Source organism: Fusobacterium sp., from assembly GCF_032477075.1.
Classification (GTDB): Bacteria; Fusobacteriota; Fusobacteriia; order Fusobacteriales; family Fusobacteriaceae; genus Fusobacterium_A.
The window spans coordinates 1-26,941 of record NZ_JAWDXO010000014.1; the positions used below are offsets into that span (position 1 = coordinate 1).

38 protein-coding genes are annotated in these 26,941 nt (G+C 28.9%); 2 read left to right on the forward strand and 36 right to left on the reverse strand.

Annotated features, from left to right (window positions below):
• Positions 1 to 107: 107 nt before the first annotated feature.
• Positions 108 to 356, reverse strand: coding sequence for a hypothetical protein (locus E6771_RS07505; RefSeq protein ID WP_316090619.1), 249 nt, complete (start codon positions 354 to 356; stop codon positions 108 to 110).
• Between the two features lie 757 nt (positions 357 to 1,113).
• Here E6771_RS07505 and E6771_RS07510 point away from each other — a divergent pair.
• Positions 1,114 to 1,410 carry a hypothetical protein gene (locus E6771_RS07510; protein ID WP_316090620.1) on the forward strand — a complete coding sequence of 99 codons (297 nt, stop codon included), beginning with the start codon at positions 1,114 to 1,116 and terminating at the stop codon, positions 1,408 to 1,410.
• Positions 1,411 to 1,782: 372 nt separating this feature from the next.
• Here E6771_RS07510 and E6771_RS07515 read toward each other — a convergent pair whose 3' ends face one another.
• From E6771_RS07515 to E6771_RS07675, 33 genes are all read right to left on the reverse strand, one after another.
• Entirely contained in the window at positions 1,783 to 2,190 is a 408-nt protein-coding gene (locus tag E6771_RS07515; RefSeq protein ID WP_316090622.1) for a phage holin family protein, read from the reverse strand.
• A gap of 13 nt (positions 2,191 to 2,203) precedes the next feature.
• Entirely contained in the window at positions 2,204 to 2,449 is a 246-nt protein-coding gene (locus tag E6771_RS07520) for a hypothetical protein (protein WP_316090623.1), read from the reverse strand.
• Positions 2,450 to 2,458: 9 nt separating this feature from the next.
• A complete protein-coding gene (locus E6771_RS07525) occupies positions 2,459 to 2,881 on the reverse strand; it encodes a D-Ala-D-Ala carboxypeptidase family metallohydrolase (RefSeq protein ID WP_316090624.1) in 423 nt (140 codons plus the stop codon).
• A gap of 43 nt (positions 2,882 to 2,924) precedes the next feature.
• A complete protein-coding gene (locus E6771_RS07530) occupies positions 2,925 to 3,449 on the reverse strand; it encodes a hypothetical protein (protein WP_316090625.1) in 525 nt (174 codons plus the stop codon).
• A gap of 9 nt (positions 3,450 to 3,458) precedes the next feature.
• Positions 3,459 to 4,667 carry a hypothetical protein gene (locus E6771_RS07535; RefSeq protein ID WP_316090626.1) on the reverse strand — a complete coding sequence of 403 codons (1,209 nt, stop codon included), beginning with the start codon at positions 4,665 to 4,667 and terminating at the stop codon, positions 3,459 to 3,461.
• Positions 4,664 to 5,302: a phage tail protein I gene (locus E6771_RS07540; protein ID WP_316090627.1), complete on the reverse strand. Its 639-nt coding sequence runs from the start codon at positions 5,300 to 5,302 to the stop codon at positions 4,664 to 4,666. Before E6771_RS07540 ends, E6771_RS07535 begins: the two co-directional genes overlap by 4 nt.
• Positions 5,295 to 6,395, reverse strand: coding sequence for a baseplate J/gp47 family protein (locus E6771_RS07545; RefSeq protein ID WP_316090709.1), 1,101 nt, complete (start codon positions 6,393 to 6,395; stop codon positions 5,295 to 5,297). The genes E6771_RS07540 and E6771_RS07545 overlap by 8 nt, the downstream gene beginning before the upstream one ends.
• Positions 6,388 to 6,702 carry a hypothetical protein gene (locus tag E6771_RS07550; RefSeq protein WP_316090628.1) on the reverse strand — a complete coding sequence of 105 codons (315 nt, stop codon included), beginning with the start codon at positions 6,700 to 6,702 and terminating at the stop codon, positions 6,388 to 6,390. The genes E6771_RS07545 and E6771_RS07550 overlap by 8 nt, the downstream gene beginning before the upstream one ends.
• The gene (locus tag E6771_RS07555; protein ID WP_316090629.1) at positions 6,702 to 7,094 is read right to left on the reverse strand and encodes a phage tail protein; all 393 of its coding nucleotides are present in this window, start codon (positions 7,092 to 7,094) and stop codon (positions 6,702 to 6,704) included. Before E6771_RS07555 ends, E6771_RS07550 begins: the two co-directional genes overlap by 1 nt.
• Before the next feature lie 11 nt (positions 7,095 to 7,105).
• On the reverse strand, positions 7,106 to 7,606 hold the full coding sequence (locus tag E6771_RS07560) for a baseplate assembly protein (RefSeq protein ID WP_316090630.1): 501 nt from the start codon (positions 7,604 to 7,606) through the stop codon (positions 7,106 to 7,108).
• Positions 7,607 to 7,608: 2 nt separating this feature from the next.
• Positions 7,609 to 8,676, reverse strand: a complete 1,068-nt coding sequence (locus E6771_RS07565; RefSeq protein ID WP_316090631.1) for a late control protein D — start codon at positions 8,674 to 8,676, stop codon at positions 7,609 to 7,611.
• Positions 8,676 to 8,882: a tail protein X gene (locus tag E6771_RS07570; protein ID WP_316090633.1), complete on the reverse strand. Its 207-nt coding sequence runs from the start codon at positions 8,880 to 8,882 to the stop codon at positions 8,676 to 8,678. Before E6771_RS07570 ends, E6771_RS07565 begins: the two co-directional genes overlap by 1 nt.
• Positions 8,872 to 11,787, reverse strand: coding sequence for a phage tail tape measure protein (locus tag E6771_RS07575; RefSeq protein WP_316090634.1), 2,916 nt, complete (start codon positions 11,785 to 11,787; stop codon positions 8,872 to 8,874). The genes E6771_RS07570 and E6771_RS07575 overlap by 11 nt, the downstream gene beginning before the upstream one ends.
• A 187-nt stretch (positions 11,788 to 11,974) precedes the next feature.
• Positions 11,975 to 12,304, reverse strand: a complete 330-nt coding sequence (locus tag E6771_RS07580) for a hypothetical protein (protein ID WP_316090635.1) — start codon at positions 12,302 to 12,304, stop codon at positions 11,975 to 11,977.
• Between the two features lie 11 nt (positions 12,305 to 12,315).
• On the reverse strand, positions 12,316 to 12,846 hold the full coding sequence (locus tag E6771_RS07585; protein ID WP_316090636.1) for a phage major tail tube protein: 531 nt from the start codon (positions 12,844 to 12,846) through the stop codon (positions 12,316 to 12,318).
• A gap of 13 nt (positions 12,847 to 12,859) precedes the next feature.
• Positions 12,860 to 14,272, reverse strand: coding sequence for a phage tail sheath family protein (locus E6771_RS07590; RefSeq protein ID WP_316090637.1), 1,413 nt, complete (start codon positions 14,270 to 14,272; stop codon positions 12,860 to 12,862).
• A 13-nt stretch (positions 14,273 to 14,285) separates the two neighbouring features.
• A complete protein-coding gene (locus tag E6771_RS07595) occupies positions 14,286 to 14,645 on the reverse strand; it encodes a hypothetical protein (RefSeq protein WP_316090638.1) in 360 nt (119 codons plus the stop codon).
• 1 nt (position 14,646) lies between these two features.
• The gene (locus E6771_RS07600; RefSeq protein WP_316090639.1) at positions 14,647 to 15,117 is read right to left on the reverse strand and encodes a hypothetical protein; all 471 of its coding nucleotides are present in this window, start codon (positions 15,115 to 15,117) and stop codon (positions 14,647 to 14,649) included.
• Positions 15,114 to 15,680, reverse strand: coding sequence for a phage tail protein (locus E6771_RS07605; protein ID WP_316090640.1), 567 nt, complete (start codon positions 15,678 to 15,680; stop codon positions 15,114 to 15,116). The genes E6771_RS07600 and E6771_RS07605 overlap by 4 nt, the downstream gene beginning before the upstream one ends.
• Entirely contained in the window at positions 15,680 to 15,994 is a 315-nt protein-coding gene (locus E6771_RS07610) for a hypothetical protein (RefSeq protein WP_308007767.1), read from the reverse strand. The genes E6771_RS07605 and E6771_RS07610 overlap by 1 nt, the downstream gene beginning before the upstream one ends.
• Positions 15,995 to 16,002: 8 nt before the next feature.
• Positions 16,003 to 16,245: a hypothetical protein gene (locus E6771_RS07615; RefSeq protein ID WP_316090642.1), complete on the reverse strand. Its 243-nt coding sequence runs from the start codon at positions 16,243 to 16,245 to the stop codon at positions 16,003 to 16,005.
• 37 nt (positions 16,246 to 16,282) lie between these two features.
• On the reverse strand, positions 16,283 to 17,299 hold the full coding sequence (locus E6771_RS07620; RefSeq protein ID WP_316090643.1) for a major capsid protein: 1,017 nt from the start codon (positions 17,297 to 17,299) through the stop codon (positions 16,283 to 16,285).
• 12 nt (positions 17,300 to 17,311) lie between these two features.
• On the reverse strand, positions 17,312 to 17,638 hold the full coding sequence (locus E6771_RS07625; protein ID WP_316090644.1) for a hypothetical protein: 327 nt from the start codon (positions 17,636 to 17,638) through the stop codon (positions 17,312 to 17,314).
• A 19-nt stretch (positions 17,639 to 17,657) separates the two neighbouring features.
• Complete coding sequence (locus E6771_RS07630; protein ID WP_316090645.1) at positions 17,658 to 18,740, reverse strand: head maturation protease, ClpP-related; 1,083 nt, start codon at positions 18,738 to 18,740, stop codon at positions 17,658 to 17,660.
• Positions 18,733 to 20,268 (reverse strand): phage portal protein, encoded by a 1,536-nt coding sequence (locus E6771_RS07635; protein WP_316090646.1) that lies wholly within the window; start codon positions 20,266 to 20,268, stop codon positions 18,733 to 18,735. The genes E6771_RS07630 and E6771_RS07635 overlap by 8 nt, the downstream gene beginning before the upstream one ends.
• 10 nt (positions 20,269 to 20,278) lie before the next feature.
• Entirely contained in the window at positions 20,279 to 20,500 is a 222-nt protein-coding gene (locus E6771_RS07640; RefSeq protein WP_316090710.1) for a DUF6148 family protein, read from the reverse strand.
• Between the two features lie 6 nt (positions 20,501 to 20,506).
• Positions 20,507 to 22,258 (reverse strand): phage terminase large subunit family protein, encoded by a 1,752-nt coding sequence (locus E6771_RS07645; protein WP_316090647.1) that lies wholly within the window; start codon positions 22,256 to 22,258, stop codon positions 20,507 to 20,509.
• Positions 22,239 to 22,697: a hypothetical protein gene (locus E6771_RS07650; protein WP_316090648.1), complete on the reverse strand. Its 459-nt coding sequence runs from the start codon at positions 22,695 to 22,697 to the stop codon at positions 22,239 to 22,241. The genes E6771_RS07645 and E6771_RS07650 overlap by 20 nt, the downstream gene beginning before the upstream one ends.
• A 120-nt stretch (positions 22,698 to 22,817) precedes the next feature.
• Positions 22,818 to 23,330, reverse strand: a complete 513-nt coding sequence (locus tag E6771_RS07655) for a hypothetical protein (protein ID WP_316090650.1) — start codon at positions 23,328 to 23,330, stop codon at positions 22,818 to 22,820.
• Between the two features lie 164 nt (positions 23,331 to 23,494).
• Positions 23,495 to 24,517: a hypothetical protein gene (locus E6771_RS07660; RefSeq protein ID WP_316090651.1), complete on the reverse strand. Its 1,023-nt coding sequence runs from the start codon at positions 24,515 to 24,517 to the stop codon at positions 23,495 to 23,497.
• Positions 24,514 to 24,813: a hypothetical protein gene (locus tag E6771_RS07665; protein WP_316090652.1), complete on the reverse strand. Its 300-nt coding sequence runs from the start codon at positions 24,811 to 24,813 to the stop codon at positions 24,514 to 24,516. The genes E6771_RS07660 and E6771_RS07665 overlap by 4 nt, the downstream gene beginning before the upstream one ends.
• Positions 24,804 to 24,983: a hypothetical protein gene (locus tag E6771_RS07670; protein WP_316090653.1), complete on the reverse strand. Its 180-nt coding sequence runs from the start codon at positions 24,981 to 24,983 to the stop codon at positions 24,804 to 24,806. Before E6771_RS07670 ends, E6771_RS07665 begins: the two co-directional genes overlap by 10 nt.
• A gap of 164 nt (positions 24,984 to 25,147) precedes the next feature.
• Positions 25,148 to 25,399: a hypothetical protein gene (locus E6771_RS07675; RefSeq protein WP_316090654.1), complete on the reverse strand. Its 252-nt coding sequence runs from the start codon at positions 25,397 to 25,399 to the stop codon at positions 25,148 to 25,150.
• A gap of 72 nt (positions 25,400 to 25,471) precedes the next feature.
• On the opposite strand from E6771_RS07675, the gene E6771_RS07680 reads away from it, so the two are divergent.
• The gene (locus E6771_RS07680; RefSeq protein ID WP_316090655.1) at positions 25,472 to 25,906 is read left to right on the forward strand and encodes a hypothetical protein; all 435 of its coding nucleotides are present in this window, start codon (positions 25,472 to 25,474) and stop codon (positions 25,904 to 25,906) included.
• A gap of 71 nt (positions 25,907 to 25,977) precedes the next feature.
• Here E6771_RS07680 and E6771_RS07685 read toward each other — a convergent pair whose 3' ends face one another.
• Positions 25,978 to 26,370, reverse strand: a complete 393-nt coding sequence (locus tag E6771_RS07685) for a hypothetical protein (protein ID WP_316090656.1) — start codon at positions 26,368 to 26,370, stop codon at positions 25,978 to 25,980.
• A 175-nt stretch (positions 26,371 to 26,545) separates the two neighbouring features.
• Positions 26,546 to 26,770, reverse strand: coding sequence for a hypothetical protein (locus E6771_RS07690; RefSeq protein ID WP_316090657.1), 225 nt, complete (start codon positions 26,768 to 26,770; stop codon positions 26,546 to 26,548).
• Between the last annotated feature and the right edge of the window lie 171 nt (positions 26,771 to 26,941).

Sequence of the window (26,941 nt, forward strand, 5' to 3'; positions counted from 1 at the left end):
TTATTCGATTAATATATCTAATATGAATCCAAAATAATTAATATTTTTTATTTTTTCAACAAATTTATCAAATTATAATTTCCTAAGAAATAAAAAAAGTGGCTATTTTAACCACTTTCTTCTTTCACCTCTATTCCAAATACTCCTATTCTTGCTAATTCTTCTTCTGTCTCAATGGTTTTTATAATTATTACATTTTTTTCTTCTTTTCTTCTACTTTGCTTATTTAAAGTCACTAACAGCTGTATTTTTTCTTCTCTTGACAATATCAACCATTCATTTTTTTGAATATAAGCTATTTCTTTTTCTATTTTTAACTGTTTTTCCTCTTTTAATTTATTTATTTTTATATCCATTTTATATCCAAAACAAAGGTTGAAAATTATACAAAATAGTACAATAAATCTCTTCATGCTGCTCTGCTTAAATTTCTTTATTTTTTACTTTAAATTCTTTATATTGCTCTAAAACATTTCTTAATGTGAAATGATAAGAATTTAAATGTAAAATAATAAAAAGCTTTATTTTATCTTAATTTGACCTAATTACAGTAAACAGAATATAACCAATAATAGAAATTCCAATTAATAAAAGTGCTAAAAACATTATTAAAAATACTAACATTATTTTTTTAAAAGTAACATCTTGATATCTTTGCCAAATAAAAAAAGATACTACAAAAGTTATAAATGTTATTAATAAACCTAAAAAATAATTATTAAAAACTAACAAATACATTTTTTCTCCTAAGTAAATTTAATGATATATTATAACATATCTATTTTATCAAGAAAAGAGGAAAACTTAATTTAACCAAATATAGGCTTACCTTTTCAAAGTCCTTTAAAATCAATTTTACAAAGCCATTTTTAATTATTTTTTAAATAAAAAAGGAAAATATAAATTCTACAGAATAATCTAGTGTAACTCTTCCCCGAGTTGTTATATATACAGTCAAAAAAGGAGTTTCTTTTCAGAGGCTTCTTTTTTATTTTTTTGTATCTTATTTCCTTAGATTAGTTCTGTGAGTTTTTAATTACCTTTCTCCACAAAATAAAAAGAATTAAAATTGTGATATAATAAAAATATCTTAATATTTTGGAGGGAGATTTTATGAAAAAAGTTTTATTAGTTTTATTTATTGTATTTTCACTAGGAATGAGTGTAAATTTATTAGCTTGTCCAGATGATGAAGAAACACACGAAGAAGTACAAGCAATGCTTGAAGATAAGAATATACCTGTCACATTGAAAGGTAAAAAAATAATTGTAGAAAATAAAAAATTATATTCATTAGCTTTGAAAGAAAGTAATCTTGATAAAGAAGCTGCAGAAGAAGCAGTTGAAACTATTATATTCACTCTTTGTGTATATGCTGACAATCATGGTCTAGAAGTGGAAGAAATATAAGAGAACTGTAGCTGTGAATTAAAACAATTTGAAAATATAAAATTATAATATATTAGATTAAAAAGAAAAAAGGAAAATAAAATTTTTAAAGTATAAATATAATGTAACATATTATTTCCTTAATGTTTTTATATTATAAGAAAAAAGGAGCTCACGTCTCAGAGTTCCTTTTTTTTATTTAATATTTTCACTAATTATTTTTTTAAAAAGGAAAATAAAAAATTTATAGAATAATTATGTATTATCAAAATCTTTTTTCATATTTCCTTTTTATATAGAAAAAGAGCCTCTGGAAAGGAAGCTCTTTTTTGTATTATAAAAATCCAAGGAATGTTTAGGTGACATATTATACAATAATATTTTCTCTTTTGTCTACCTTTTTATTTCCTGTTTATCTCTGCACTGTTCCAATGCCAACTTTAATTTTGCTGGAACAGGTATTCCTAATATTGCTGCATTTTCCAGTATAGATAAAAATTCTGTTGCTACATAAAACATCAATACCAATGTTCTTATTCCTACACCCTGAAGAATTATATCCATCTGAGTAGCTGCAACTATTATTCCTAAGACAACAACTTTTTTACTCAATCCTTTATACGCTCTCCTAGAATTAACATTCTTTCCTTTATAACCTTTTGCAACTCCTGTTATGTAATCTAATACCATCATTATTAGTAAAGCTTTAATTAAGATATCAAAGCCTCCTATTAAATAAAGGACTATGCTCAGCCACCCAGTCCAAATTAAAGCTAAATAATATTTTGCTGAACCTATCATTGTTCCACTCTCCCTATTGTGCCATCATGTATGTTAATAGTCTGTCTGTTATATTGTAAATCCAATCCCCTATTTGAATTCTTGGAAAAATCACATTTACTGCAATTAGTAATATAAATACATACAGTACATTTACTAAAGCTTCTTTAAAAACATCTACTTTCAAAGCTTCTATTTCTTGAGCTTTTTCTCCACTCTTAGTAATTTTCTTTAATAATTCAAATCCTTTTGTAATTAATCCAATTACTGGTAATTTCATAATTCCCCCTTATTTATTTACAAAGTACATTTTTCTTTCCTGATCCTTATTTAATTTAAAGCCAATATGCACAAAATTTTGTTTAGGATAATAGATTAGTTGGTCAAATTGTATTATTTCTTTTGTTTGTGCTTCTATAAGCTTATTATATATGTCTTTGCTAGTCATCTTATTACTATAAACATCTACTGCCATTCCAAATCTATGTGCAGATGTTTTACTTCCTTTTACTGCTGTATTAAGTTCTTCACATCTAAACCAACTTAAAACTATAAGAGGTATTCCTAAATATTCTCTTATTATATCCATTCTTGAAGCTGTATATAGAATATTATCCCTTTCGTCTCTTGAAGGAATATTCTTTATTTTTAATCTTTCCCCTGTTGCTGATACTGTACTTTCTCTTTCTGTAAAATACTTTGATATTTGCATCTTATCCTCCTTAAAAATTATTTTTTAAACTGAATAATTTCTATTATAATCCTTTTATTTTTATTTCCAATTCATCTATATCCTTTTTATACTGTTTCATTTGCATGTCTATACTGTCTATCTCTTCTTGAATGGCAAATCCTGAAGCAATAAGTTCATCTTTTTCTTTTTTTAATTGAGAATATTTCAATATTTTATTTTTTCTTTCTTCTATTAATTCTTCTCTGGTAACTCCCTCTTCCCATATATATGCTTCTTTATTCCAAACCTTTTTTATAAAATTCTCTGGAGCTTCTACAACTATTATCTCTCCTGTTTCTACATATTCTCCATCTTGGAGTAATTCCAATTTATTATCCAATAAAATAAGTTCTTCCCTAGTTTTTTCTCTTATTTTATTAGTTGCTAAATCCAAAATAGGATTATTATATTTTTCTAAAGAAGCAAACATTTCATTTTCCCAATCAGGATAATGTTCTTTTGGATTTTCTAGAAACTTTTCTTTATTTTCTGCATAAATACCAGTTATAAATTTTAAATTTTTATCATAAATATATATTATCTTCATTTTTTCCTCCTACCAGTCTATTAAAGCATTTTTTGCATAAACCATTAATTGTACTTGTACATCACTTACTGGTGTATCACAAAATAGTTTAAATGTATTTTCTGTACTTGCTACTAATTTAACATAGTTATTTGTACTTGCAGATGTTGCAGTGGCTGTTGCTATTGCATTTATTGGAAATGGTAAAAAATATTCTACTCCTGAAGAATTTGCTGTTATTAAATTTTGAAATATAATTGAAGCCAATTGTCCTCTTATCTGTCTATATGTAACTGAAAATCCCTGTGTTGGTGTTAAAACTGTTTTTGCTTGTGAAAATGTGGTTCTTAATATATCTGCCAATGAGCTTCCTGTAAAATAGTTATAATCTACATAAGCAATACTGGTATCTGCTGTACAAATAAAAAGAGAGTTACTTGTAGTACTTATATATATTTTTCCTTTTTGTTTTGAGCCTGCTGTCTGGATATATCCACCAAAATTATTTCCCAGTATAAGAGAATATGCATCACTTAAAGCTTTTGCTGTTACAAGCTTATTTGTGTCACTTTCATTAAAATTATCTGTCTTATTTAAATTGAACCCAGTGTTCTTGGTTAATATTTTAGGTTCATAATCAGTTTTTGTCTTTTGATTAAAATTGTATAAAGCTTTTGCTGATACAAGTTTATTTATATCATCCAATTCGTAACTATCAGTTTTTTCTAAATTAAATCCAGTTTTTTTATCTATAATATTTTCTTTTTTTGCTAATTCCTTTCCTAGATACTCTTTATCTACCCAGAATTCTTTCCCATCCCAATTCACAATAAGACTTTCTAAAGATGTAGCTATTATATTAAAATGGTTTTTTATTTTTACTGGTGCGCTGCTTTGAGGTGGTAAATACGAAGCTTCCTGTCCATCATTTATATACCAATATAAAACCTCTACTCCATCATCTTCCACATATATCCCAAACTCACGAGGATAATACCCTTCTGTCACTCCATCATTAGTTAGTGGAACTGTAAGCCTTACAGCTTCATTTACTTGTGCTATTTCTGATATTCCTACCTCTTTTTTTAAGCTTTTTATATCTGTAAAATTCAATGGATTTTCTGTTTCTTCAAGTAGTCCATTACCCACTTTTACTTTAACAAATTTTACAGGAATATTATTAGCTGCACATTTAGCCTGGTATATACTCCCTGAACTTGTTAAACCATTATACTTCATCTTTCTACCTCCATTTCTATTGTTTTATAAATTCCTTGGAATAGATTTAATTCTATATCCCCATCCTTTAAGCTACTGAAATATTCTCTTTCAATTTCGGAAGTTACGAAATTTCCAATCCTATATTTAACTTTTTCTCTCTCTCTATCTAAATAAACAGATTCTAATATACTTCTACAGTTTTTATATTTATTTATTATTTCTAATAAGTTCTTCAACCAGTATATAGAAGTATTTGCTTCTGTTGTTGTTATTTTAAAAGTAAAAGGTTTTCCATCAAATTCATACCACTCTGATAATTGAATCGGATAGTTTAAATTTTTTAAATTCTCTTCTATTATTTTTTTAGTTCCTTTTTTACTATGCGCCCAGTATGCTTCTTTTATAAGTTTTATTTTTACTTCTCTTTCTAGAGTTTCTTTCCAGTTATCAATTGTAAACTGCCAGGCAAGCTGTGAAAGCACTTGATCTGATTGTATATCAAGGTTTTTAAATATAGCTAGTTTATCAATTTCAGGTATAATCTGACTTTTAAAAATACTTTCAACTTGTAATGATAAAGCTTTCAAATTTTTGTATTTCTTTAAGTTTTCTGGAAAGAAAAATTGATATTCTGTATTTATTAGCTTATTCATCTTCTACTCCCTGATATTCAGTTGTAATATCTTGTTCCTGAGCTACTTGTGTTTTTTCTAATTTTGTAAATACAGGACTTACTATCTCTATTCTCTTTACTCCTGCCTGAATTAAAAGCTGTATAAGCTTATTAGGATTTATATCTCTTCCAAGTTTTTGTTTTTGCCATGAAATATATTCCTGAAGAGCTGTTTCCATTTTAGGCTTAATTACACTTACATCTTCTTCATTTTCAATCCACCATTTGAAATTTATATTGTAGTTTTCAGCTACTGGCGTTTCCACTTCTACCTTGTCTGTAAAAGGTCTGACATCATCACTAAGAGCATTTTTAACAATATTCAATATCTCTTCTTCAGGAAGTTTCCCATCTTTCATTAGTGGATATATTTTTACCACTCCTGGTGTCTCTTCTGGTGTATATATATGAGTATCAATAATGTCCTGATGAGCTGTTAAAACATAATATTTATATGCTGCTATTGGTCCAGCTGTTGAAAAAGAAGTAGGTTTTAATCTGATTCTTTCTCTTAAACTTTCATCTTCTTCTCTATCTGCTCCACCATTTGAAACTGTTAAATTTTCAACTTTTAGTAAAAAAGGAATATCATCTATTACTGTATTTATTTCTCCAACTGCAAATCCATTTCCTATGGTTCCTTCAGTTACACAAGTAACATGACCTGTTATTTCTCTTTTTCCTATTTCTAATTCTATATTTTCATCTAATTCAAAATATAAATCTCTTACTCCTACTTTATGTCCTTTTGGTATAACTATTATTTCATCAAATACTTTAGAAAAAGTATATTTTATTGTAGCCCCTGCTCCTTTTTCTTCATTTCTTTTAACTCCTACAAGTTCCCCAATAGCTTCTAAATACACTCCATTTGAATATCTTAAAAGGTTCATTTTCCCAGTGAAATTAATATCTTCTTTTATTATGGTTATGATATATGTTACCCAGCTTATAAAATCATTTATTGGATCTCCATTTGCTACTTGGACTTTCATTATATCTTCATAACCTTTTTTCAATATAGCTTCAACTTCATTTACATTATTTTTAACAAATCCAATATCTTCACTCATCATTTATCACCCCTTCAACACTTATTTTATATTTTCCAGTACTTATTTCATCAAGCAGCACTATAACTTCAGATACTGAAAATCTAGGCTCTTCTCTTGAAATTTCTTCTACTACTTCTGAGGCTATCTGGGCTTCAATTATGTTAAAAGGTTTATCTATATTTTCTGAATCTATTCCTTTATATCTTGCTAGAACTACATTTCCCTTTACTCTGCCTAAAATATTTTCTATATTTTGAATTATCTCCTTTTCTTTTCTAGGCTTGAAAGTATACTCTTTTTTTTCAAAATTAGTTATAGTCACCATTAGTTATACTCCTTCAATTCTATTGATAGTTCTATTTTTGTTACAACTCCAAGAGAACTAAAAGTTTTATGAGTTTCTGAAATACTTGCTATAACATACCACCCTGTACCTATTACTTTTCTTCCTAGTATAAATTTCAAAGTATTTCCCTTTTTCATATATTCTTCCAGCTCCTTAACTGACAGTAAAGGATTGACATTAAAAGCAGAATTCAAATGTATATCAAATTTTATTGAATCTAGATTTTCTCCATCAAATTGTAGTTTTGGCTTTCCATTCATCATTTTATGCTCTATCCAATTTACACTCTTATCAATTGACATATTATTTATTGTCTTTATATAAAAAGAACTGCAAGCAAAAATTACTTTTCCTAAACTTCCTATTATCATTTTTTCTCCTTTTATCCTTGTGGAGGACCAGATACATCCTTACCAGAAGATACTCCAGTAGTTAAGTGTTTCTTCAAAGATATTCCATCTGCCTTGATATCTCCCTCTATAACCTCTACATCTCCTTTAATTTTTACCTTGCCGTTGATAAATATTTCAGGACATATAATTTCTATTTTCTTTTTACAATCAATATAAAGTCTTGAAGTCTTTTCATCATATTCAATCTTTGTTCCATCAGAATATACTTTTATATCCTTTCCTTCATCTGCCCCTTCTGGTACTGGATTAGCTAGTGAAAATCCACTTCCTAGATAATATCCACTATTCCCATTGTCTACTATTAAACAAAGCCCATTCTCACCCACTACAGGCATTTTATATTCTTTTGTACCAGTGGTTCTTCCTTGACAAACTATAAGTTCTTCTGATTGTGTTCCTAAATCTTGAAATGTTACTTTTACAGTTCCTTTTTTATTATTTACTATAGATACAGTTCCAAATCTTATCATTTTTATTCCTCCAAAGCTTTTCTTATTTGAATACTGAGATCATAAGATAAAAAGTCTATAGTTATTTCACTTATTAGATATTTTCCATTGAATTGTCCAAATTCATTAATATTCAATGTATCTCCAACTGATAACAACTTTTCCTTTCCCATCATTGAAATATTGCCTTTTATAGAATTTTTGTTTTTTTCTTTCAAGGCTTTAGCTGCAATTTTTGAAAGATAGGCTCTTTTTTGTGAATCTGTTTCTCCTGGAGGACATTTTTCTTCATTAATAAATAATATCCTTTGTGTTCCTTTTTTATAACCACTTCTCTTTTTTTCCATAAAAGTCATTTCTATTTTCTTTTCCAGGTATGGATCCCAAAATGAAATTTTACATCCTGCGTAAGTATCTGTATCATCTTCTTCAAAGGAATAACTTTTTAAATCTTCTCTTGATAAAGTCATAACTGGCTTTTTCTTTTCATACATCTCTTCTTCAAAAAGTATCAACCTATCATTATAAAGCTTTACATTAATTCCAGCTTCTTTAGTTATTCTCTTTAAAAAATTAAAATATGATTCCATCTTCATTTCAAGTCTTGTATAAACTCTGTTAAAATCAGATTCAAAAATCAACTCAAGATTGCAAGCTTTAGCAATATCCTGAGCTATCCTTTTTATTGTTACTCTTTCCCATACTCTATTTTTTTTACTATCCATAATATCTTTTGTAATATCAACTGATATAGCTTTTATATTTACAATATCTGGAGGTCCCGAATAACTTATATTATCTATATAGAATGTTCCTATTTTAATACTTATAATTCCTTCATTTTCCCAGTTGTATAAATGAGCTTTAGCTTCAATCTTTTCTCCTTTTAATGGTTTCCAGCCATTCATCCAAAGCCTGTCTCTATTTTCTAAAGAAAGTTCAATAGTATCAAATTCGTTTAATGAATCACTTTGAGAAAAATTAATGAGGTCCTTATGAATATAATCACTTATATCCTTTCCCTCATAAAAAACTTCTAATTTAATTTTCCTAGCTTCTCCTATTACTTTTTTCAAATCCTCATTTAACATTATCTCCTCCATGGTGGAACATCAGCTTCATAAGTGGTGTTTTCTTCTTTATAATTTATGATTTTTCCTGCATCAAATACAATTACTCCTATATGTTCCTGGTTTAATTCTAGAAGAGTATTATATGCTTTAGAATCTCCATAAATCTTATATGCTATACTATCCCATGTATCCCCAAGAATTGTGGTGTATTTCTTATCTGCCATTTCCTCTCCTTTTATTCTCTCTCTGCCATTTTTCCATGAAGTTATTAAATTCTTGATACTTCATCCTTGCATCTTTATTTAAAACTTCTTTTACTCCTATACTGTCTTTTACTGTGACAACAGGAGCATAAACAAATTCGAATTTAGATGTACTGTTATTAACAGTTTCATTTTTATTTTCATAAGCTCCTAAAAATCTTCCTGTTTTTTCCCATAATGATAAACTGTTATCATCTTTTTTTAATGGAATTACTGCTTCTGAACTTCCCCCTTCTCCTATCATAGCTAATGTTGGAGCTGTTACAATTCCTCCAGTTGCATATCCTGGTATTTCATTATTTGGTGTTCCAAATCCAAAGAAAGATTTTGTACTATTCCAACCACCAGATATCTTGTCTCCTATCCCTGAAAAAATTCTATCTATCTTGTTATATGCTTCTATAAAAAAATCTATAACTTCCATTCCTGCATCTTTTACTGCAGTCCATTTTCCTTCTATCCAGTCAAAACTTTTTCCTAAAATTTCACTGCTTTTAGTTTTAAATTCATCCCAGTTTTCAACCCATTTAGCCACCATTTCTACAACTGCATCTTTAAGTTCCAGCCCTTTTTCTTTAATGACATCCCAATTTTGATATATCAATCTTCCTGACTTTAATACATATCCTATCGGACCCATTAAAAACCAGTATTTATCAATTAAGTCTGCTATTGCTGCCCTTAATGGAGCTGTTTTTTCTTTTATCTTATCCCAGTTCTTATATAATAAATATCCTGCTGCCACCAAGGCTATTATTCCAGCTATTATCCATGTTACAGGACTGGCAAGAGCTGCCATTCCCATTTTACCTATACCTAATAAAGCTTTAAGTGATACTCTTCCAAATGTTACAATTCCCTTTCCTAAGCCTTTTAAAACTGTTCCTCCTACTTTTCCCAACTTTCCAAATCCTGAAATTATTTTAGTTCCTACTTCATGTTCTGTCAATTTACCTGCTATTTTTAAATAAGTAGAATATCCACTCATTCCTAAACTTATTCCTTTTAATGCTACTCCTGCTCCATATAGCCCTGCTGTTAATTTAACCAAACTTCCAATAATTTTTTTTACTCCTTCAGGATTTTCTTTCATCATTTGAGTAATTTTCTTTAAAAAATCCATCAAATATATTGACCCCTCTTTTATAAGTGGAAGAAGTTCCATTCCCAATTCAGCTGTTATTATTGCAAACTGAGCTTTTAATACTGTCAAGTCATTTTCTGTAGTATTTTTTCTACTTTCATATTGTCTTTCAGTAGCTCCACCATAGATATTTTTATCTTTTACCATAGCCAAATTTTTTTTATATTTATCATAAGATTTCATTATGTTGGCTCCTGCTACTTTTCCTTCTTCTCCAAACAACATCTTCATAACTGCTGCTTGATCTTCTGCTTTTAACTTACTCAATCTTTGAAAAACTTTTTCCATAGCTTTTTCAGGATCTTTTTGAGTTTCTTTTGCTAAAGATTGTGGATTTATTCCCAACATATTAAAAGCTTTTTGCTCTTTTCCTTTCACTGCTTTTCCTGCTGTAAGAGCATTTATTAACTTTTTTGCTCCTGTTGCTGCTACTTCTGGAGCCATTCCCATTTCTATTAAAGAAGCTCCTAATGCTGCTGTTTGGTTCTCTGCCATTCCTGCTAATTTAGGTATATTTCCTAATCTTGTTAAAAATTCAGATATCTGAATTTCAGTAGCTCCAGTATTATTTCCTAAATAGTTAATTTGGTCTGTTAACTCTTCTAATTCTGGAAGAGTTTTTCCAAAAGCATTTCTCCAAATAAACATATATTTAGCAGCTTCTTCTCTTGCTATTCCAAAAGATACTCCCATTTTTGTAGCTGCTTCTATATATGGAATAGCTTCATCTTCTTTTAATCCAGATTGACCTGCTGTTGCTGCTGCTCCATAAAGTTCATTTAAAGATATAGCCATTTTTTTCTCTGTGATAAGTTTTTGTAATTCATTTTTAAATTTTATTTCATCTTCTTTAGTTGCAAAATCAAATTGTTTTTTTACATTTGAAAAGGCACTTTCTGCATTAATTGCATCTCTCGCTATTCCAACTCCAAGCCCTGTCATTGCTGCTCCTGTTCCCAGTGCAGCTGTTCCAACTGAAGAAACTCTTCCTGCTGCTTCTTTTACTTTTTTAGATTTTTCATACTTTTCTAAGGCTTTATTATATCCATCTGCCTTTTTTTCTAAGTTATCATAGGATTTTGCTATATCATCTACTGATATATTCTGTCTTTTTAAATTTTCAGTAACTTTTTTAATTTTTTCATCTTGATTTTGATATGATCTAGATAAATTTTTGCTTTTACTATCTAAAGACTGATATTTTCTTTCAAGTTGATTACTTTCTTTTTTGTTTCCATCTATTTCTTTTGTTACTTCCTTCATTCTATTTTTAAGAGGTTTTAAAGTAGCAGTAGACACTGCCAGTTGTTTTTTTAGATTTCCATACTCTTGTTTTAGCTCTTTAGTGTTTCCACTGCCACTTTTTATTTCTGTTTTTAATTCTGCCATTCTTGCTTTTATAGAACTTGAATTACTTTCTACTTTCCTTATCTCTGTATTTAAAACAGAATATGTCTTTTGAAGTTCTCTTCCTTTATCTGAATTTGTTTTTATTTTTCCACTTAAACTTAATATTTCTGTATTTGTTGTATTTATTTCTTTTGAAATACTCCCTAACCCCTTTTTAAGACTAGATAATTCATTCAGTTGTGCTTGAGATTTTTTCACTTCTAGAATTTTCTTATTTACTCCATCCACAACATCATTAGTTGTTTTGAAGGCTTTTGAAAAACTTCCTCCTATACTAGCACCTATTCCAAAAGAAAGTATCATTTCTTTCATTTTCTACCTCCAAAATAAAAGCCATTAGAAAGTGGCTTTCATTAAATATCTTTTCTTTTTACCACTTATTTCTTATATTTTTCTTCAAGAAATTCTGTAAGAGATTCTATCCAATCACTCCAGTCATAAAGTGGCATTTCCATCCAATATGTTAATGGAGTATTGGTTTCACTGGAAATAGTTATTCCTATTTTCCTAAGAGTATTTGAGTCAAGTTTTCCAATTCCAAGCCATCGAAAAAACCCTTAACCACATTTGTTATTTTAAGAAAATCTGTTGCTGGAAGCTCTTCCAAATCATCTATTCTACATTCCAGTATTTTAGCTGCAATATACCCTTGATATGCTCTTGAATTTTCCATTTCTCCTTTTGGAAAAACCCCACCAGTAAGAAGAAATTCTCTTTCTGCTTCTAATAGTATCTTAGCTGTAAAATCTTCTGGTTTTATTTCAATTTCTGTTGTATCTTTTTCTTTTCCATTTTTTCTTATTTTAATTGGTTTTGATAACTTTAACATTTCTTTCCCCCCTAGATTCCTAAAGCGTCTCTTAAATCTGCCAGATAATCTGTTCCATTTACTTTATGGATCATTGCCAATTTGTCTATTTCTAAAATTTCCTTTCCATCATATGTAATTTTTAAATAAGTTAAGGAAAATTCTGCTTTTGAATCTGTAGGTTTTCCTACAGATAATTTTCCTAAAGTTAGTCCTGTTGGTGTTCCTTTAGCTACTATTGATAATTTTCCAGTCTGTATAACTCCATTGACATGATCTGTTGACTGCATCCCTGCTTTTAATTCCAATGTATAGCTTTTTTGTGCTAAAGCTAAAAAATCTTCTCCCATTAAACTTCTTATATTTAATCCTAAAATTAAAGAAGATGTATGACCCAATGTAGGAGATTCTATTTCTCCTGTTATTCCTGCTCCTGATATCGTTTCACTCATCATTTTTATTTCTGGAAGATCTACATCAACTAATGCTGTTGGTGAGGCTGAACCATCTATAAATAGTCTATAGTTAATAGTTTTTTCTGGTATTACTCCTATTCCTGCCATTTATCTATCCCTCCTATTGGAATAAAGTATTATAATAATTTAAATCAATCTCTTTATCAAAACAAATTTCTTCTGCTGGAAGAACTGGTGTATAATAAATTTTAAATTTTATTTTACCTGCTATTAGAGATGTCTTAGGATTATCCTCGCTTCTAAACTCTACCCTTCCACCTACAATATATCCTGAAGCCATTAATCCGTTTAACCAAATATTTATAGTATCTGTAATAGTTTTAATTAAATTTTTATTTGTAGCATTGTCTACTTTTTGCCAAAATGTTAAAACTAAAGCATTATTTAAATAGTTAAACATCATTCTTGAAACTATAAATGCATCTTTAGGATCTGTATTTGATGGAAAACAAGATGTTCTATTCCCCCAGACTTTCCAACCGCCTATCCAGTTAATAACTGTATTTACTCCTTCTCCATTCATATAGTTAGCTTCATCAATTCCTAATAAAACATCAGTTCCATCTTCTAAACAAGCTCTATCTGCTTTTATATTCTGATTAGAAGGTGACCTGTAGGGTACATCTTCACTCTCATTAGCAAGCGACTGCATTAAACAAGCTGTTTGAGTTGATAGATGATATTGATTATCTCCTAAAGCTACTTTAGGATAATAAACATCTAAAAATGTTGAAATTAAATTATTATCATTTTTAGTTTTTGGAACGTCTGAATATTTCTTTACTGTTTCTGTATCTATATCAACTAAAGCGATTGATTGAAAATGTCCATTTACTAAACTAGCCTTTGTTTCCATTACAGCAGCTACAACCGAATCTGTCGAATATTTAGGTGCTAGTATAGGATTAGGGATTAATCTATATTTAGGGAAAACTGTGCTTATACATTCCAATCCTTTTTTCTTTCCTGAATTTGTATCTATCCCTCCTACTATTTCATTTTTAGTTACTGCTATTGGTTTTAATTTGTCATATCCTACTGTTATGTTTGCTGCTGGTTCTCCCTCAGCTGTTGGAACTAAAACCAGATATCCTTCATCATTAAATTCTTTTACTACATCAGTTTCTGGTGTAATTGTAACTGTATCTTTCAAAACTCCTATTTCTTCTATTACATAAGTTTTGTTTTCTTTTAAATTTATACTTTTAGGTGCTACAGTCTCTTTGTGTTCTTCTGGATCTAAAACATTTATCAAGACTATTGGTCCTATTCCAAACTTACTAAAATGTGCATCTATTGCTTCACATAAAGTATAATTTTTAAAATCTTTTATAAATCCAAAGTTTTCTACTGCTTCCTGGTAACTATAACAAAGAATTGGTTCATTTACATTTTTAGTATTTCCCATATTAATTGGAGCTGTTCCCACATATGTTGGAGTTAGCCCCTGAGCCACTATTGCTACAACTGAAGTAGGTGTCTCAATTCCTGTTATTCCATGTTTAAAAGACATTGTTTCTTCCCTCCTATTTCTTATTTTTTAATATATTAAAAAATATATTTTCTTTAGTACCTTTTATGTTTAAATTAGCTTTTTTCTTAGCTAGTTCGTTATCTACTGGAACCAATAGATTTTTTATTTCTGGATGCTCTTTTAAAGCCTTTTCAAGATATACAGGATATTCATTTTCAAAAATTGTTCCTGAAAATATTCCTGCTATTGTAGGACCTATATATATTCTTTTTTCTACCTTATCTTTTATTTTTTTCTTTTCTTCTGTACCTTCTGCCACTTTATCTTCTATTTTTCCATTCTCTTCTGTAGTTTTTAACACTTCATCTTCTGCTTTTTCAGTTTCATCTGTCTTTTTTAGTGGTTTACCCATTTTATGCCTCCTCTTCTCCATCAAGCCAATCTGTTAAGTCTGTTCTATATCTCTTAGCCATTAGTATAGAAAATTTGATTTCTCCTATCCAGAAAGGATATGGTTGTTCTTCTGGAATCACCCAATCTGCTTCTGGCAGAACTTCAAATTTTTCAGCTATAACTCCTTTTTCTATAATATAATTCATTATTTTTTCCAACATTGAGTAAAGAGTTTCATATCCTTTCATAGAATCTTTATTGAAAATAGCTATTGTAATTTTAGTAAGAAGACTTTTTTCTTCTAGTGAATTCTTACTTAATATTGTTCTTATACATATTGCTGGTATAAGTGTTTCAGCATCTTCAGGAGCTAAAAATCCATGAAATACTTTTGGTGCTCTTTTTGTACCTTCTTCATATACAGGCAAAATATCTGAAACTGTAAGTTCTTCTATTATTTTTTTTAATTCATTCCCTAATTCTGCTATCATACATATCCCCTCAGTATTCTTTCTACTTCCCTTTCAATAGCCTTTTCCAATAAAGTATTTCCTTTTTCAACAACATATTCTCCAATACTTTTATAACCCAGCATTTGTGGAATACTTAAAGAATAATTTTCCTTTATTGGATATGAACTCTTATTTTTTCTCTGAAATATTCCTCTATGTCCATTTTTCATATTTGCTAGAAATGGATTGCTTAAATTTCTAGGATTTCTCCCTACTATTTTAGTTTCTTCTGATTTTTTTATTCTTACTTTTATATCATTTCCAGAAGTTCCTTTTAAGAATTTATATAAAGCTATTCTGGGACTTTTAGAAATAATAGTCCCAGAAAGCATTGAAAAAGTAGCTTTTTTTACTGCTAGAGTTTTTTCAACATCAGTAGACTTGATGTCATATTCTTGAGTTACTTTTTTCTTCATTTCTTTTTTTATACTTATCAAGCTTCTGTTTATAGCTGCTGTTGTTGCTCTCTCTGCTCCTTCATGTATTCCTGATAATAGGTTTTTTACCTTATCTAGATTTCTTATCTCTAATTCCAGTTCCATTACATTCCTATCCTTTCAGATAACTTAATAATATAAAGTCCTTCTTCTTCATAAGAATCATTTATTATATAGGTTTTTCCATTGACTTCTAAAGATTTTCCTGTTCTCTTTTTAGGAATATCAGGGTTTTCTTTAAGATATATTATTAATGATATCCCTTCAGATATTCCTTCATATTCCTCTTTAAAATCTCTATCTGGATGTTCTAATATTCCAATATATTCTTTATCTTCTATTATTACTTTTTCTCCCATTTCATCAATGTTTATGAAAGTATTTAAATCTTCTCTCAACATTTCTTTAAATGGTGACATATTTTCACCTACTTTTTTTTGTTTTTATTTTTTTCTGTTACTTTATCTTCTGTTTTTTCACTTTTATCTATCTTTTCTGTCAAATCTTCTTCTATTATTTCTTCTTCTACTGGGATATTTAGTTTTATTTCTTTTCCTAGTTTTTCAATTGTTTTGGTTTTATCAAGAAAAATCAACTCTTCTTCATCGATAATTTCTTCTATATCTCCTTTTTTAAATCCCTTATAATTTCTTATGAATTTTACTTTCATTACCTCATCTCCTTTTCATATTTCGAAAGTTCCGAAATTAACAAACTATTACAGAAAAATATCCATCAAGATCTGAAGGTTGTAATACAGGTCTTGATTCTGTTGTGATTTTCTTTACTTTTGGAGTTGGAACCTCAACACTTGAATATCTTACTGTTACATGAATATCACTTTTTCCCATATTTACAATTGGAGCATATAATATTTCTCCATCTTTTGGTCCCCCTATCACAATATTTGAAGGAATAATCTCTACTGGTGTTTTTTTATCTGGACCTAAAACTTTTCTTTTATATCTAAATATTTCTACTCCATATGTTTTATATGTTCCTAACCATACAACCCCTGGATACTCTCTTATAACTTCTTTTACAAATTCACTTTGTAAGTCTTTACTTAATACTTCTTTTGTATATTCATTGTTCATGAAGTTTTTAGCAGCATCTACTCCCATAACTATATTACCTACTAAAACTCCACTTGCTTCAGCATTTGAAATAATTTCATCTAAAGAAGTTAATGGATTTACTCCTGGTTTTCCCCATTGATCAACGAGAGGAAGTGTAGAAATATTTTCTAATTCATAATCTACCTCATATCCATCTTCTCCTGTTAAAGAAGTAACTTTCCCACTAGTCAAAAATTGCCCTACCATCAATTCCTCTTTATTTACTATATAATTTTCTTGTTTTCTTAATATTTCTCCTACTCTTTTAGAGGCTCTTGTTACAGGATCAAATTCTCCTGATAACTGCATCCCTGCTTCTCTTATAAAAAAATCTTTAGGAGTAAGAATTTCAGCAACTCCTATATTTGGAGCTGTTATTACATTTGTTCTTACTTTTTTATTTTTAATTGCCCTTCCTGATTCTAAAGGTGTTATAAATGGTGCTGTCTGCTCTCCACTCTTTGTACATTCTAGAATTATTTCCTCTGTTGTTACTGTTGCTCTTCTAGGAAAAAATAAACTTATTAAAAAGTTTCTTTTCAACTCTGCTTTGTCTCTAATTTTTCTTACTGTTTTTGTTGTATAAATATCATTTATTCCTGGCATTTTAATCCTCCCTTATTTTATAAAAATTCCTAATTTTCTTAATTTTTGTACTGTTACTGCTTCAGTTCCAGATGGTAGCTTTACAAAATCCTTTAAAATCTCTCCTGTAAGCATAGCCACACAATCTATATCACTTGTATCATATGTCGCACTATTATATGCAATTGCATAAGGTTCTGTATATGTAGCTGTATCTAGTTTTCCATAATTTCCACTAGTATCAACTCCGATAATATCTCCAGCTTCCAAAGATGTTTTTAATTTTAATGTTTCTGCAACAACTGGAAAAGCTCCTGCTAGTATTCCTTTTTCTTCATAATTAATAATTGTATTATTCACTTCTTACCTCCTATATGTTTTATTTTATATATGCTTCTAATGCTGCTTTTAAAACTGCTTCTTCATCTTTTGCTTCAAGTGTTACTCCATCAGAACTTAAATTGTTTAGCCCTTCTGTTGCTTTTTCTTCTTCCACTTTATCAATTTCTGTTTTTGCCTGTGTTGCTTGTGAATTATAGAATTCAACTATTATTTCATTTGCATCTCTAGGCTCTTCATATTTTGCTTTCATAATTGTTTCTTTTTGCCTGTCATTGAATACTGGTATATTTTCCAGTGCTTTTATTCTTTTTCTTTCTGCTTCTATTGCTGCTTGTGTCGCCTGTTTCATATAATCAGAATTTTGTGTTTCTGCTAAAACTTCTGTCTTATATTCATCTAGAACTCCTTTGTGTTTTTCTTTTAATTCCTTTAGTGTCATTTTGACCTCCTGTATGTCTTTTTTATTTTGTGTGCTTTTAAAAATTTCTTTATTTTTGAAAAATTCTATACAATTACTTGTTGCTAATTGTTTAATATTGTTTTCAACAACTTCCTGACCGTATGTGATAATTTCATCTGCAAATCCTGCTTCTACAGCTTCATTTGCATCAAACCATTTTTCTTCATTCAGATAATTTGAAACCTCTTCTCTAGTGAGTTTACATTTAGTCATATATATATCCAAAACATTATCTCTTACTTTATCCAGATAATCAGCTGTTTTTCTCATTTCATCTGACCCTACTCTTCCTACAAATACACTAGGATTATGTATCATCAGGAATGTTCCCATTCCCATTACTACTTTTTTAGCTGCTAATATTAAAAAAGAAGCTGCTGAAGCTGCTAGTCCATCTATATATGCAACTATCTCTATTTCATTTTCACTTGAAAATCTTTTTAATTCATTATAAATAGCTAGAGCTTCATAAACATCTCCTCCAATAGAATTAACTTTCAAATTTATTTTTTTTACATTTTTAAGACTTGAAAGTTCCTTTGTAAATGTTACACCACTTGTTTCTCCAAATTCTTCCCAAGCCCATTTGCATATTTCTCCATATACTCTGATTTCTCCTTCTGTTTCACTTATATTTTTTACTTCAAACCATCTAGCCATTTTTATCTCCTTTCTTATTTTTCTTCATTGCTTCAACCTCTGCTATCAATCTTTCCTCTTCCATCCTTTCTTCTATGATGTCATCTATATCCCAGCCATATTGTGCCGCTATTATTCCTCTTGTTGTTGTATAGTTTGCCAGTTCTTTCATATTTGCATTAGCTTCTTTCAATGGATCCAATGATGTTTTGCTGCTTCCTACCCAGATACATCTTGTAAAGGCATATCTTGCTGTTTCATCTTCAAAAAATCTAGGACATTCTATCTCTCCATTTTTTATAAGCTCTAAAACAAATTCTTCATATATAGGTTGACATAAAGTTCTTTCTAAAAGTTTTCTACATACAATAAATCTTTGATGTGCTTCTTCTAAGGAAGCTTTTGAAGCTGAATAAGAAGCCTTAAAAGAACTCATTAATACTTCTCTTGGTATTTCCAGTTGAGCCCCTATTTCTTCGTATATAGCTTCTACAAAGTCTTTGAAGTTCTTATTTGGTCTTGTAGTATTAAATTCTTTTACTGTTTCTCCTGGCTGTCCTACTACCATTGTTCCATGGTCTAAGTCAATATTTTTCCCTCTAGGATCTGGATTTCCATTTTTATCTCTTTTAGTTCCAAAGTTACCAGCAAAATTATCTTCATCTGAATCTTTAGATTCAATTATTAAACCTATCATTGCATTTATTACTGCTGCTTGTATTTCAGCATTTTTATATCTTCCCAGTTGCTTTATTGGGTATAAAAGTGAAGCTAATATAGGAACTCCCCTTCTCTGTCCTATTCTTTCAGGCTCAAATATATGTAAAATATTTCTTCTTCCTAAAGAGTTAAATACTGGATAACCTTTTACATCTGAATAGCTATCTCCAGGATGCTTGTTAGCAATATAATATTTTTTTAATTCTCCCTCTTCATCAAATTCAACTCCACCTTTTATATTTTGATTTCCTCCACTATTGGGATTCATCACTCTATCTGCTTCTATGAGTTGTAAACAGAGTTCTATATTTACTCCTTTTCTTTTTTTCCTTCTTGGAACAACAAAAGCGTCTCCATTCATTATCCAGCTTAACTGTATTAAGGATTGAATTGTAAAGAAGTCATGCATCCTCCCAGCATCAGAATTTACAGAAGTAGCCCAAGCATTAAATTTTGTTTTAATTGTTTTTTCTATCTTTTTAGCTTCTTCTCTAGTTATCCCTAGATATGAATAATTGATTGTTGGCTTTGGAAGAAGTCCTGCTCCTACAACCTTTGTTTTTATCTTTTTTAATGCTGCTCCAGCTAGTTCATTATTCATATACAAATGTCTAGATTTACCTCTCAGTTCATCTAAATCTTCCAGTATATCATTATCTGGGCTGTCTGCTACTGTATTCCAGTTGGATAAAGCCACATCTTCTTTATTTGAATAACCTTGTTTTATTTCAAGAATATTTTTTACACTTTTTAAATGTTCCCTTGCTTTTATTCTTTCTAATCCTGCTCTAGGATTAATTACTTCAATAACTTTATCAATAACATTCATCTTTTAATCACTATCCTTTTGGAATTATTGTAAAGGTTCTAGGTCCAGAAGATTTATTTTGAATTTTTCTTAATCTTCCAGCCCATAACTCCAGATTTCTATTTATTTCTCCTGAATTGACTCTTGTGAGTGTTCTTCCTCCTATTGTGTAGCTCTGCCCTTTTGCAACTGCTTCATCAGCACTTAGCCACATATCTAAGTGTCTTTTACAAGTTTCTTCATCAAAAATTATCATTTTTTATTCTCCTTTATATTCATCATCATTTAAATCTATTGGTAAAAATTCTATAGCTGCTGTAGCATAGTTGAATAGATCTAATGGTTCATTTCGCCTTCCTGATAAAACCTGCCATTCAATTTTCTCTCCTTTGGATGTCATTTTTTTTACTTTTACTTCTGCTGTAAGCCCTTTAAAAAAATCTATTCCAAAACCTTGAGTTGATTCTAAAGGAAAGTGACATCTTCCTGGACCTTCAATTATTGTAAGTCTTGCGTATGTCATATCTTTCAAGGCATTTACTCCCAGACTTAAAAGATTTATTGCTGGACATCCTTTTTTGCTTGTTTTTCTAAAACCATTTAAAATATTTACTCCAAAACCTCCCTGTCCTTTGATTGCAAATATTCTTCTTTTTGCTTTTCCATAAACATATTTATATACACTTCCTGTATGATGTCCTCCTGAATCAATGAAAGTACAGTCTATTTTTAAATAATCTTCCTTATCTTTAAAATAAAATTTTTTATTTAAAAATTCATCTAGCATAATCCACACATCTTCTTTTGCTGGATTACCTGGAAAATCTCTATAAGTTACACAGTAACTTTCATAACCATATCCCCATCCTACAACAAGTAATTCAAGCCTGTTATCTTGAACGTCCACTCCAGCTGTTAAAAATTTTATATCAGGATGCAATTCTGCCCCATAGTCTTCTCTTCTTTCAAAAATTGCTTCATAATCAATTTCTTCTTCTAAATTCTCTACATAAGGAATTCCTAAATAGGTATTTAAAAAAGTCCTGTATTTCATTTCATCATCTTTACTTAGCAAATACTTTTCATAAATTCTTTCCCAACTTTCCCAAGGTGATGCTAAAGCATTCATATGGAAGCTTCTATGCTGCTTCTCTTCTAAAAACTTAGCTATCCATTTTCCATTTAACTGTTTTTCTCTTTTCCACTCTTCTTCTGGAAAATCTTCATGACAATAAATACATTCTAAAGTTACTATTTCATCATCTTTTCTTATATTTTCCCATTTTAAAGGCTGATATTCTCCACAAGATGGACAAGGAAGATTCCATTCTTCTTGTGATCCTTGTAAATATAGCTTTTGTATTTTAGAAGTTTTATCACTTGTAGGAGTAGAAACTCTTAAATTTTTTTTATTAAAAAAAGTCAAAGTTCTCATTTCTGCTAAACTTACTGGGTTTCCTTCATCTTTTGCTGATTCAGGGAATCTATCCACCTCATCAAGAAGGGTTATTCTTATAGGTCTACTGGCTAGACCTGAAGGACTATTAGCACCCACAAACCTAACAAAACCACCAGGAAACATCTTTCCTTGAACTGTTCCTTCTCCTCTCCTATTAGATTTTTTTACCAACTGCTTTAAAATTTTTGTATCTCTAATCATTGGCTCCACTCTTTCTTTTGAAAAAGCTTTTGCATCTTCAACTGTTGGCTGTACAAATAAAATTGAACAAGGATCAAGATGCATATATCTCCCTAAAATATTTAATAACATCTCTGTTTTCCCAACTTGTGAAGAGGACATTATAGTTATTGCTTCAGTATAACTATCTGTTACACAATTAAATATTTCTCTAAGATATGGAGTTCTATCTGTGTTCCATTGTCCTGGCTCTGCTGAACTTTCTTTAGATAAAATCCTGTATGCATCAGCCCATTCATCTATAGTTAAATCTTTTGCAGGTTCTAAAATTTTAAGCATTTTTTTAAATAATTCAATCGTCTTCTGCTCCATCCAGTCCCTCCATTTTTAATTCTTTATATCCAGATAATTCTAATAATGCTTGATTAATTTCTTTTTTTAAAATATCTTCTATTTCCCTTCTGTTAGTCTTATTTAAGAGATCTATACTTATTTTTGCTGGTAAACAGGTAAGTTTACTTTTAAACCTTGCCAACATATCAGAAACTAAAAGTATTACATCATCTTCAAGATGATATTTACCTTTTTTTATATCCAGATTAAATTTCTTAGTTTCTTTTTCTATTTTTTTTAATTCCAGTTCTTCATCTTTAGTAGTTGAATTTTTTAAATATATTTCAACCGCAAGGACAAAATCATATATTCCTGCTTCTACTCTTGCTTCTTTAAAATAGGTTCTTACCTTCCTTTCAGAAAATCCAAAGACTTTCATTAACCTTTTTTCAGTTGCTTTAACTATGCCTTCGCTCATTTTCTGCCCCCCTATACAAATTTCAAAAATTTTTGGCACACTCAAATTTTCTCCCCCAATTGAAAACTTTTGGGCTCGCAAGCGCCTCAATTCTTCTTTTTCTCTTACAGTACCTTAAACCTAGTCTAATACTACTTCTTTCTTTTCTTTTTCCATTTCTTCTCTCAGCTTTTCATACTTCAAGGCTTCCTGCTTTAGCTCCATCAGCTCCTTATCTGTATGTATTGAATACAGCTGTTTCTCTATATCAAATAAAGCTCCTATTGCAGATACTCTTTTAAGATAAGCTTCTTCTTTACTTTTAATAACAGGTGATGTATAATCATCACCATTCAATACCTTGTCTCCTGTTGCTTTATCCAAAGCATAGCTTCTTAAATCTTCTGTGATAATCTTGTAGTCTTTCTTTACCTTTTCTCTTTCTTTTATTTCTTCATCTGCTGCTTCCAGTAGCTCTTTCATTCTCACAAGGTCTTTTATCTTTCCCTTTTCCCATTTCTCCCTAGATGCTATGTTCCTAAGAGTTCCATAGTTTATTTTATATTTCAGAGCTAAAGTTATAAGGTCCTCTCCTATTTCATATCTCTTTCGAATTTCTTTTTTTAATTCAGTAGTAGTAGTTTTTTTATTCATATTCTTTCCTTTTGCTCATGTCATTATTTTGTAACAATTAGTGTCACACTTTTTGCATATACATTAATTAAAGAAATTTGTGAAAATTTTATTAAAAAAAATCTAAATATAAATATGATTTTATGGTTATTTATATTCACATTTTCTTTCCCCACTATTTGAAATTAGTGGGGAAAAATTAATTCCAGCAAATAATTAAATTTTTTTAAATTATCATGCTGGATATACTTATCCTTTACCCTGTTTATTTCTCTGCCTTTGTGCTTTGAATCATACTTTTCTATTATTTCTATTAAAAAACTGTAATCAAATATCCAAAACTGTTCCAGGTATTTATATACATTTCTTTCAGTTTTTCTTCCTGTTCTTCTTGCTAATGCACTGCTTTTTTTGAAAGCCAGATATTCTCTTTCTAATGTTGGTTTTATATTTTTTTCTATATATGCAAAAGCTTTTTTAATAAAATCCTGCTTGATCCTATACTTAAATATCTCTTCCAATAGCTGATTATTTTTAATTAAACTTTCCAAAGAATTATCTATTCCAAACTTTTCAACCATATACTTGTAGGCAGATGTTTCAAAAAAATATTCAAGTCTGCTTATTTTAAACTTTAGTTCTTTTTCTCTATCTTTTGAATAAGCTTTAAATCTTACACTTTTACTCAATCTTGTAAAAAAACTTTCATCTATCCTTAATTCTTTTACTATATTAGAATTAGTCAATGCACTTATTGACTTGGAGTATTCATTCTGTTTAAACAGCAGCATAAATACTTCAGAATATTCATTAAAATCTATTGAAACATTCAGATTTATTTCTATATCAGCCACTTTAGCTGAAGAAAAATCTATATAGATATCCTTTTTCTTTAAAATATCTGTAAGTTTTTCAATAGCTTTTTCCAGATCTTCACTTGTTGAATTACAGATATTATCTCCAGTTAATATCTTATTAGGATTAAATGTTATCCTGTTAAAATAGCTTTCTTCTATTCCTTCTTCTCCCTGATATAAAGTATATGAATTAACAATAGAAAAAAGTTCATCTGTAATTATTGTCTTTTCTTTCATTACATTTTCTTTATCTTCTATTAACTTTTTAAAGTTTTTTTCAGTATGAAGAGAAAAATTATATAAGGAAATTTTATCTATTCCATACCTGAAAATTTTTTCATGATTTATCATTTCATTTTCTCTTCCTCCATTTCATAAACTTTAACTGTAAATTTTTCTTCTATTTGTTGTTTTAATGTTACTTTTTTATTTTTTATCTCTAGTATTTTTCTATGAATTTTTTCAAAAAAGATTTTAGTGTCTTTTGGAGTTGTTATTTTAAAGGTAAAAGTTTCTAATTTATATTGATATCCATATGGAAGAAATTCAATTATTTCATCACTTCCTGAAATAATAGCTTTAAGCTGGTTCTTTTCTGCCTCTTTTAAAAGTTTTTCAAATTCTTTAAAGTTTAATTCTAAAAACATGAATTCACCTTCATTCCATCAATAAAGCCTTTTTGAAATTCAATAAGGGCTTTATTTTTTTTATTTTCTGCTTTTAATTCTTCGATTTCATTTTTTAAAGATTCATTCTGGATCATCAAAGTTATTATTCTAATTGTTACTTCTGTAAAATCTAAACATTTTTTTAACATAAAATACCCCCTCATTCATTTTTTAGTGGAATATACCAAAACTATTATGTCGAGGGTAAACATTAATTTTGATACACTCCACTAAAATAAAAATTTCCAAAAAATAAAGAGTCAAGACTACATCACTGTAGCCCTGACTCTCCAATTAAAGCCTTGCCTTAAATTTAGTTGTTTTTTAAATTAATTTCCACTTTTTCTCCACACTGGCATTTAAGAACCATAATGTTCTTATCACTTTTTACTTTTACTTTAGTTGATATATCTATCCATCCTTTTTTAGTATAATAAATAAATTTATTACACTTTGAACAATATACTTCTTTTTTTTCTGTAAAATCATTGTTAATTTTAATCACCTGCTTTGTTAATTTATTACCAGAACTTATCAATGCTGATAAATTCCAGAAATAAATCAAATTTTGACTGTTTGAATTATTTTCTCCAAAAAGTTATAATAATTTGAGGCTAGTACTTTTGGAGGAAAAGTGATGGAAATTAAAGGTAAACTTATCAATTTTATTAAAAGTGGTGCTGTTCTTTGTTGTAAACCTAAACGATTGAGACTAATAAACAATGACTTGAATGTAATATATGGTGAGACCAACGCAAATAAAGGCATTGAAATATGTTTCAAGTCTGAAAATATCAAAGAATATTTTTTAACTCGAGATAAAACACTTGTTCGTTGTACTTTAGCTATAGATACTCAAACTGATGACCCTTTTCTTGATAAATGTTTTTCTATTGCAGAAGAGTATTTTTACAATCCTGAAACCAATAAAAAAATTTCTGTTTCTGTAAGAAGCCCTTTATTTAAGAAAGAACTTCAGTATTACGAAATATTTTTTAATGAAAATGAAGAATTTGTATTAGTTTTTGTTGTGGAAAATGTTGATTATAAAGAAAAATATATAATACCTTAAAAAAATAAAATAATACTAGCCTTAATAATAATCTTTTATATTTCTTTTATATTTCTTTTATAGTTATTTTTTTAAAAATCATATAATCTTTTTTCATTCTCTTTGATTAGTTTGCAAATTTCTCTCTCCTCATTAGCATAGCTATCAGCTGTTTTTAATTCAGAGTAGAGTAAATTCAAAATTTTAACCCTACTTCTATTAAGAACCTCTCTTTTTATTTTTGGAGTATCTGAATACCTCATTGTTTCAGAAATAATATCTATTGTTTCTTTTGGATATTCTAGAATTAGTAAAAAGCGTTCTACAAAACCTAAGTGATAACCTCCATCATTTCCTGCTCTTTTTGCTAATTCCTCTAATAAAGCTGATGATGGAAGCTTTGGCAATACTTTTGAAATTTCTAATTCAATTTCCTTTTTAATGTTTGATGTATTTTCCATTTCTATAGCAATTTTTTCTGACATTTAAATCATGCCTCCTTTTTTATTTTTTTTATCATTTAAAACAATTCCTTGGATATATTCCTATTAAAAATTTGTAATCGATATTGCTCATAATTATTACCCTTCTCTTACTTAGCAAGATATAAAGTCTAATATTAAAATTTTTTATAAAATTCAACTCTGAAAAACAGAGTTTTTAAAATAAAAAATTTTGATGAAAAAAATTAGATATTCCTATTAGAAATTGGGAAGTTGGGAATTTTCCTCGTTTTAAATTATTTCTGTTTTTAGAAAAATTAACATCAGACATTCCAATAAAACTTGATATTTCAGTAGCTCTAATGTTTTTTTCTTTTATTAAAAATTCTAAATTTGAAGATATTTTCAATGAAATTTCCTTTTCTTTCTCTTTTATATTCATTTTCCTCCTCCTAATTTTTATCACATTATACTCTGAAAATAAGAGTGAGTCAACAAAAATATTCTTTTTATACTTTTAAGAAAAAACTCCCTTATTTAAAAAGGGAGTTTTAAAGATATATTATCAATGATATTTTAATGTATATTTTCATTATATTTTTTCTCAGGATAA

What these genes read in the sequence shown, in the direction of transcription:
- E6771_RS07505 (WP_316090619.1), bottom strand. Translation starts at nt 356, where the DNA reads ATGGATATAAAAATAAATAAATTAAAAGAGGAAAAACAGTTAAAAATA.
- E6771_RS07510 (WP_316090620.1), top strand. Translation starts at nt 1,114, where the DNA reads ATGAAAAAAGTTTTATTAGTTTTATTTATTGTATTTTCACTAGGAATG.
- E6771_RS07515 (WP_316090622.1), bottom strand. Translation starts at nt 2,190, where the DNA reads ATGATAGGTTCAGCAAAATATTATTTAGCTTTAATTTGGACTGGGTGG.
- E6771_RS07520 (WP_316090623.1), bottom strand. Translation starts at nt 2,449, where the DNA reads ATGAAATTACCAGTAATTGGATTAATTACAAAAGGATTTGAATTATTA.
- E6771_RS07525 (WP_316090624.1), bottom strand. Translation starts at nt 2,881, where the DNA reads ATGCAAATATCAAAGTATTTTACAGAAAGAGAAAGTACAGTATCAGCA.
- E6771_RS07530 (WP_316090625.1), bottom strand. Translation starts at nt 3,449, where the DNA reads ATGAAGATAATATATATTTATGATAAAAATTTAAAATTTATAACTGGT.
- E6771_RS07535 (WP_316090626.1), bottom strand. Translation starts at nt 4,667, where the DNA reads ATGAAGTATAATGGTTTAACAAGTTCAGGGAGTATATACCAGGCTAAA.
- E6771_RS07540 (WP_316090627.1), bottom strand. Translation starts at nt 5,302, where the DNA reads ATGAATAAGCTAATAAATACAGAATATCAATTTTTCTTTCCAGAAAAC.
- E6771_RS07545 (WP_316090709.1), bottom strand. Translation starts at nt 6,395, where the DNA reads ATGAGTGAAGATATTGGATTTGTTAAAAATAATGTAAATGAAGTTGAA.
- E6771_RS07550 (WP_316090628.1), bottom strand. Translation starts at nt 6,702, where the DNA reads ATGGTGACTATAACTAATTTTGAAAAAAAAGAGTATACTTTCAAGCCT.
- E6771_RS07555 (WP_316090629.1), bottom strand. Translation starts at nt 7,094, where the DNA reads ATGATAATAGGAAGTTTAGGAAAAGTAATTTTTGCTTGCAGTTCTTTT.
- E6771_RS07560 (WP_316090630.1), bottom strand. Translation starts at nt 7,606, where the DNA reads ATGATAAGATTTGGAACTGTATCTATAGTAAATAATAAAAAAGGAACT.
- E6771_RS07565 (WP_316090631.1), bottom strand. Translation starts at nt 8,676, where the DNA reads ATGTTAAATGAGGATTTGAAAAAAGTAATAGGAGAAGCTAGGAAAATT.
- E6771_RS07570 (WP_316090633.1), bottom strand. Translation starts at nt 8,882, where the DNA reads ATGGCAGATAAGAAATACACCACAATTCTTGGGGATACATGGGATAGT.
- E6771_RS07575 (WP_316090634.1), bottom strand. Translation starts at nt 11,787, where the DNA reads ATGAAAGAAATGATACTTTCTTTTGGAATAGGTGCTAGTATAGGAGGA.
- E6771_RS07580 (WP_316090635.1), bottom strand. Translation starts at nt 12,304, where the DNA reads ATGTTAAAGTTATCAAAACCAATTAAAATAAGAAAAAATGGAAAAGAA.
- E6771_RS07585 (WP_316090636.1), bottom strand. Translation starts at nt 12,846, where the DNA reads ATGGCAGGAATAGGAGTAATACCAGAAAAAACTATTAACTATAGACTA.
- E6771_RS07590 (WP_316090637.1), bottom strand. Translation starts at nt 14,272, where the DNA reads ATGTCTTTTAAACATGGAATAACAGGAATTGAGACACCTACTTCAGTT.
- E6771_RS07595 (WP_316090638.1), bottom strand. Translation starts at nt 14,645, where the DNA reads ATGGGTAAACCACTAAAAAAGACAGATGAAACTGAAAAAGCAGAAGAT.
- E6771_RS07600 (WP_316090639.1), bottom strand. Translation starts at nt 15,117, where the DNA reads ATGATAGCAGAATTAGGGAATGAATTAAAAAAAATAATAGAAGAACTT.
- E6771_RS07605 (WP_316090640.1), bottom strand. Translation starts at nt 15,680, where the DNA reads ATGGAACTGGAATTAGAGATAAGAAATCTAGATAAGGTAAAAAACCTA.
- E6771_RS07610 (WP_308007767.1), bottom strand. Translation starts at nt 15,994, where the DNA reads ATGTCACCATTTAAAGAAATGTTGAGAGAAGATTTAAATACTTTCATA.
- E6771_RS07615 (WP_316090642.1), bottom strand. Translation starts at nt 16,245, where the DNA reads ATGAAAGTAAAATTCATAAGAAATTATAAGGGATTTAAAAAAGGAGAT.
- E6771_RS07620 (WP_316090643.1), bottom strand. Translation starts at nt 17,299, where the DNA reads ATGCCAGGAATAAATGATATTTATACAACAAAAACAGTAAGAAAAATT.
- E6771_RS07630 (WP_316090645.1), bottom strand. Translation starts at nt 18,740, where the DNA reads ATGGCTAGATGGTTTGAAGTAAAAAATATAAGTGAAACAGAAGGAGAA.
- E6771_RS07635 (WP_316090646.1), bottom strand. Translation starts at nt 20,268, where the DNA reads ATGAATGTTATTGATAAAGTTATTGAAGTAATTAATCCTAGAGCAGGA.
- E6771_RS07645 (WP_316090647.1), bottom strand. Translation starts at nt 22,258, where the DNA reads ATGGAGCAGAAGACGATTGAATTATTTAAAAAAATGCTTAAAATTTTA.
- E6771_RS07650 (WP_316090648.1), bottom strand. Translation starts at nt 22,697, where the DNA reads ATGAGCGAAGGCATAGTTAAAGCAACTGAAAAAAGGTTAATGAAAGTC.
- E6771_RS07655 (WP_316090650.1), bottom strand. Translation starts at nt 23,330, where the DNA reads ATGAATAAAAAAACTACTACTACTGAATTAAAAAAAGAAATTCGAAAG.
- E6771_RS07660 (WP_316090651.1), bottom strand. Translation starts at nt 24,517, where the DNA reads ATGATAAATCATGAAAAAATTTTCAGGTATGGAATAGATAAAATTTCC.
- E6771_RS07665 (WP_316090652.1), bottom strand. Translation starts at nt 24,813, where the DNA reads ATGTTTTTAGAATTAAACTTTAAAGAATTTGAAAAACTTTTAAAAGAG.
- E6771_RS07670 (WP_316090653.1), bottom strand. Translation starts at nt 24,983, where the DNA reads ATGTTAAAAAAATGTTTAGATTTTACAGAAGTAACAATTAGAATAATA.
- E6771_RS07680 (WP_316090655.1), top strand. Translation starts at nt 25,472, where the DNA reads ATGGAAATTAAAGGTAAACTTATCAATTTTATTAAAAGTGGTGCTGTT.
- E6771_RS07685 (WP_316090656.1), bottom strand. Translation starts at nt 26,370, where the DNA reads ATGTCAGAAAAAATTGCTATAGAAATGGAAAATACATCAAACATTAAA.
- E6771_RS07690 (WP_316090657.1), bottom strand. Translation starts at nt 26,770, where the DNA reads ATGAATATAAAAGAGAAAGAAAAGGAAATTTCATTGAAAATATCTTCA.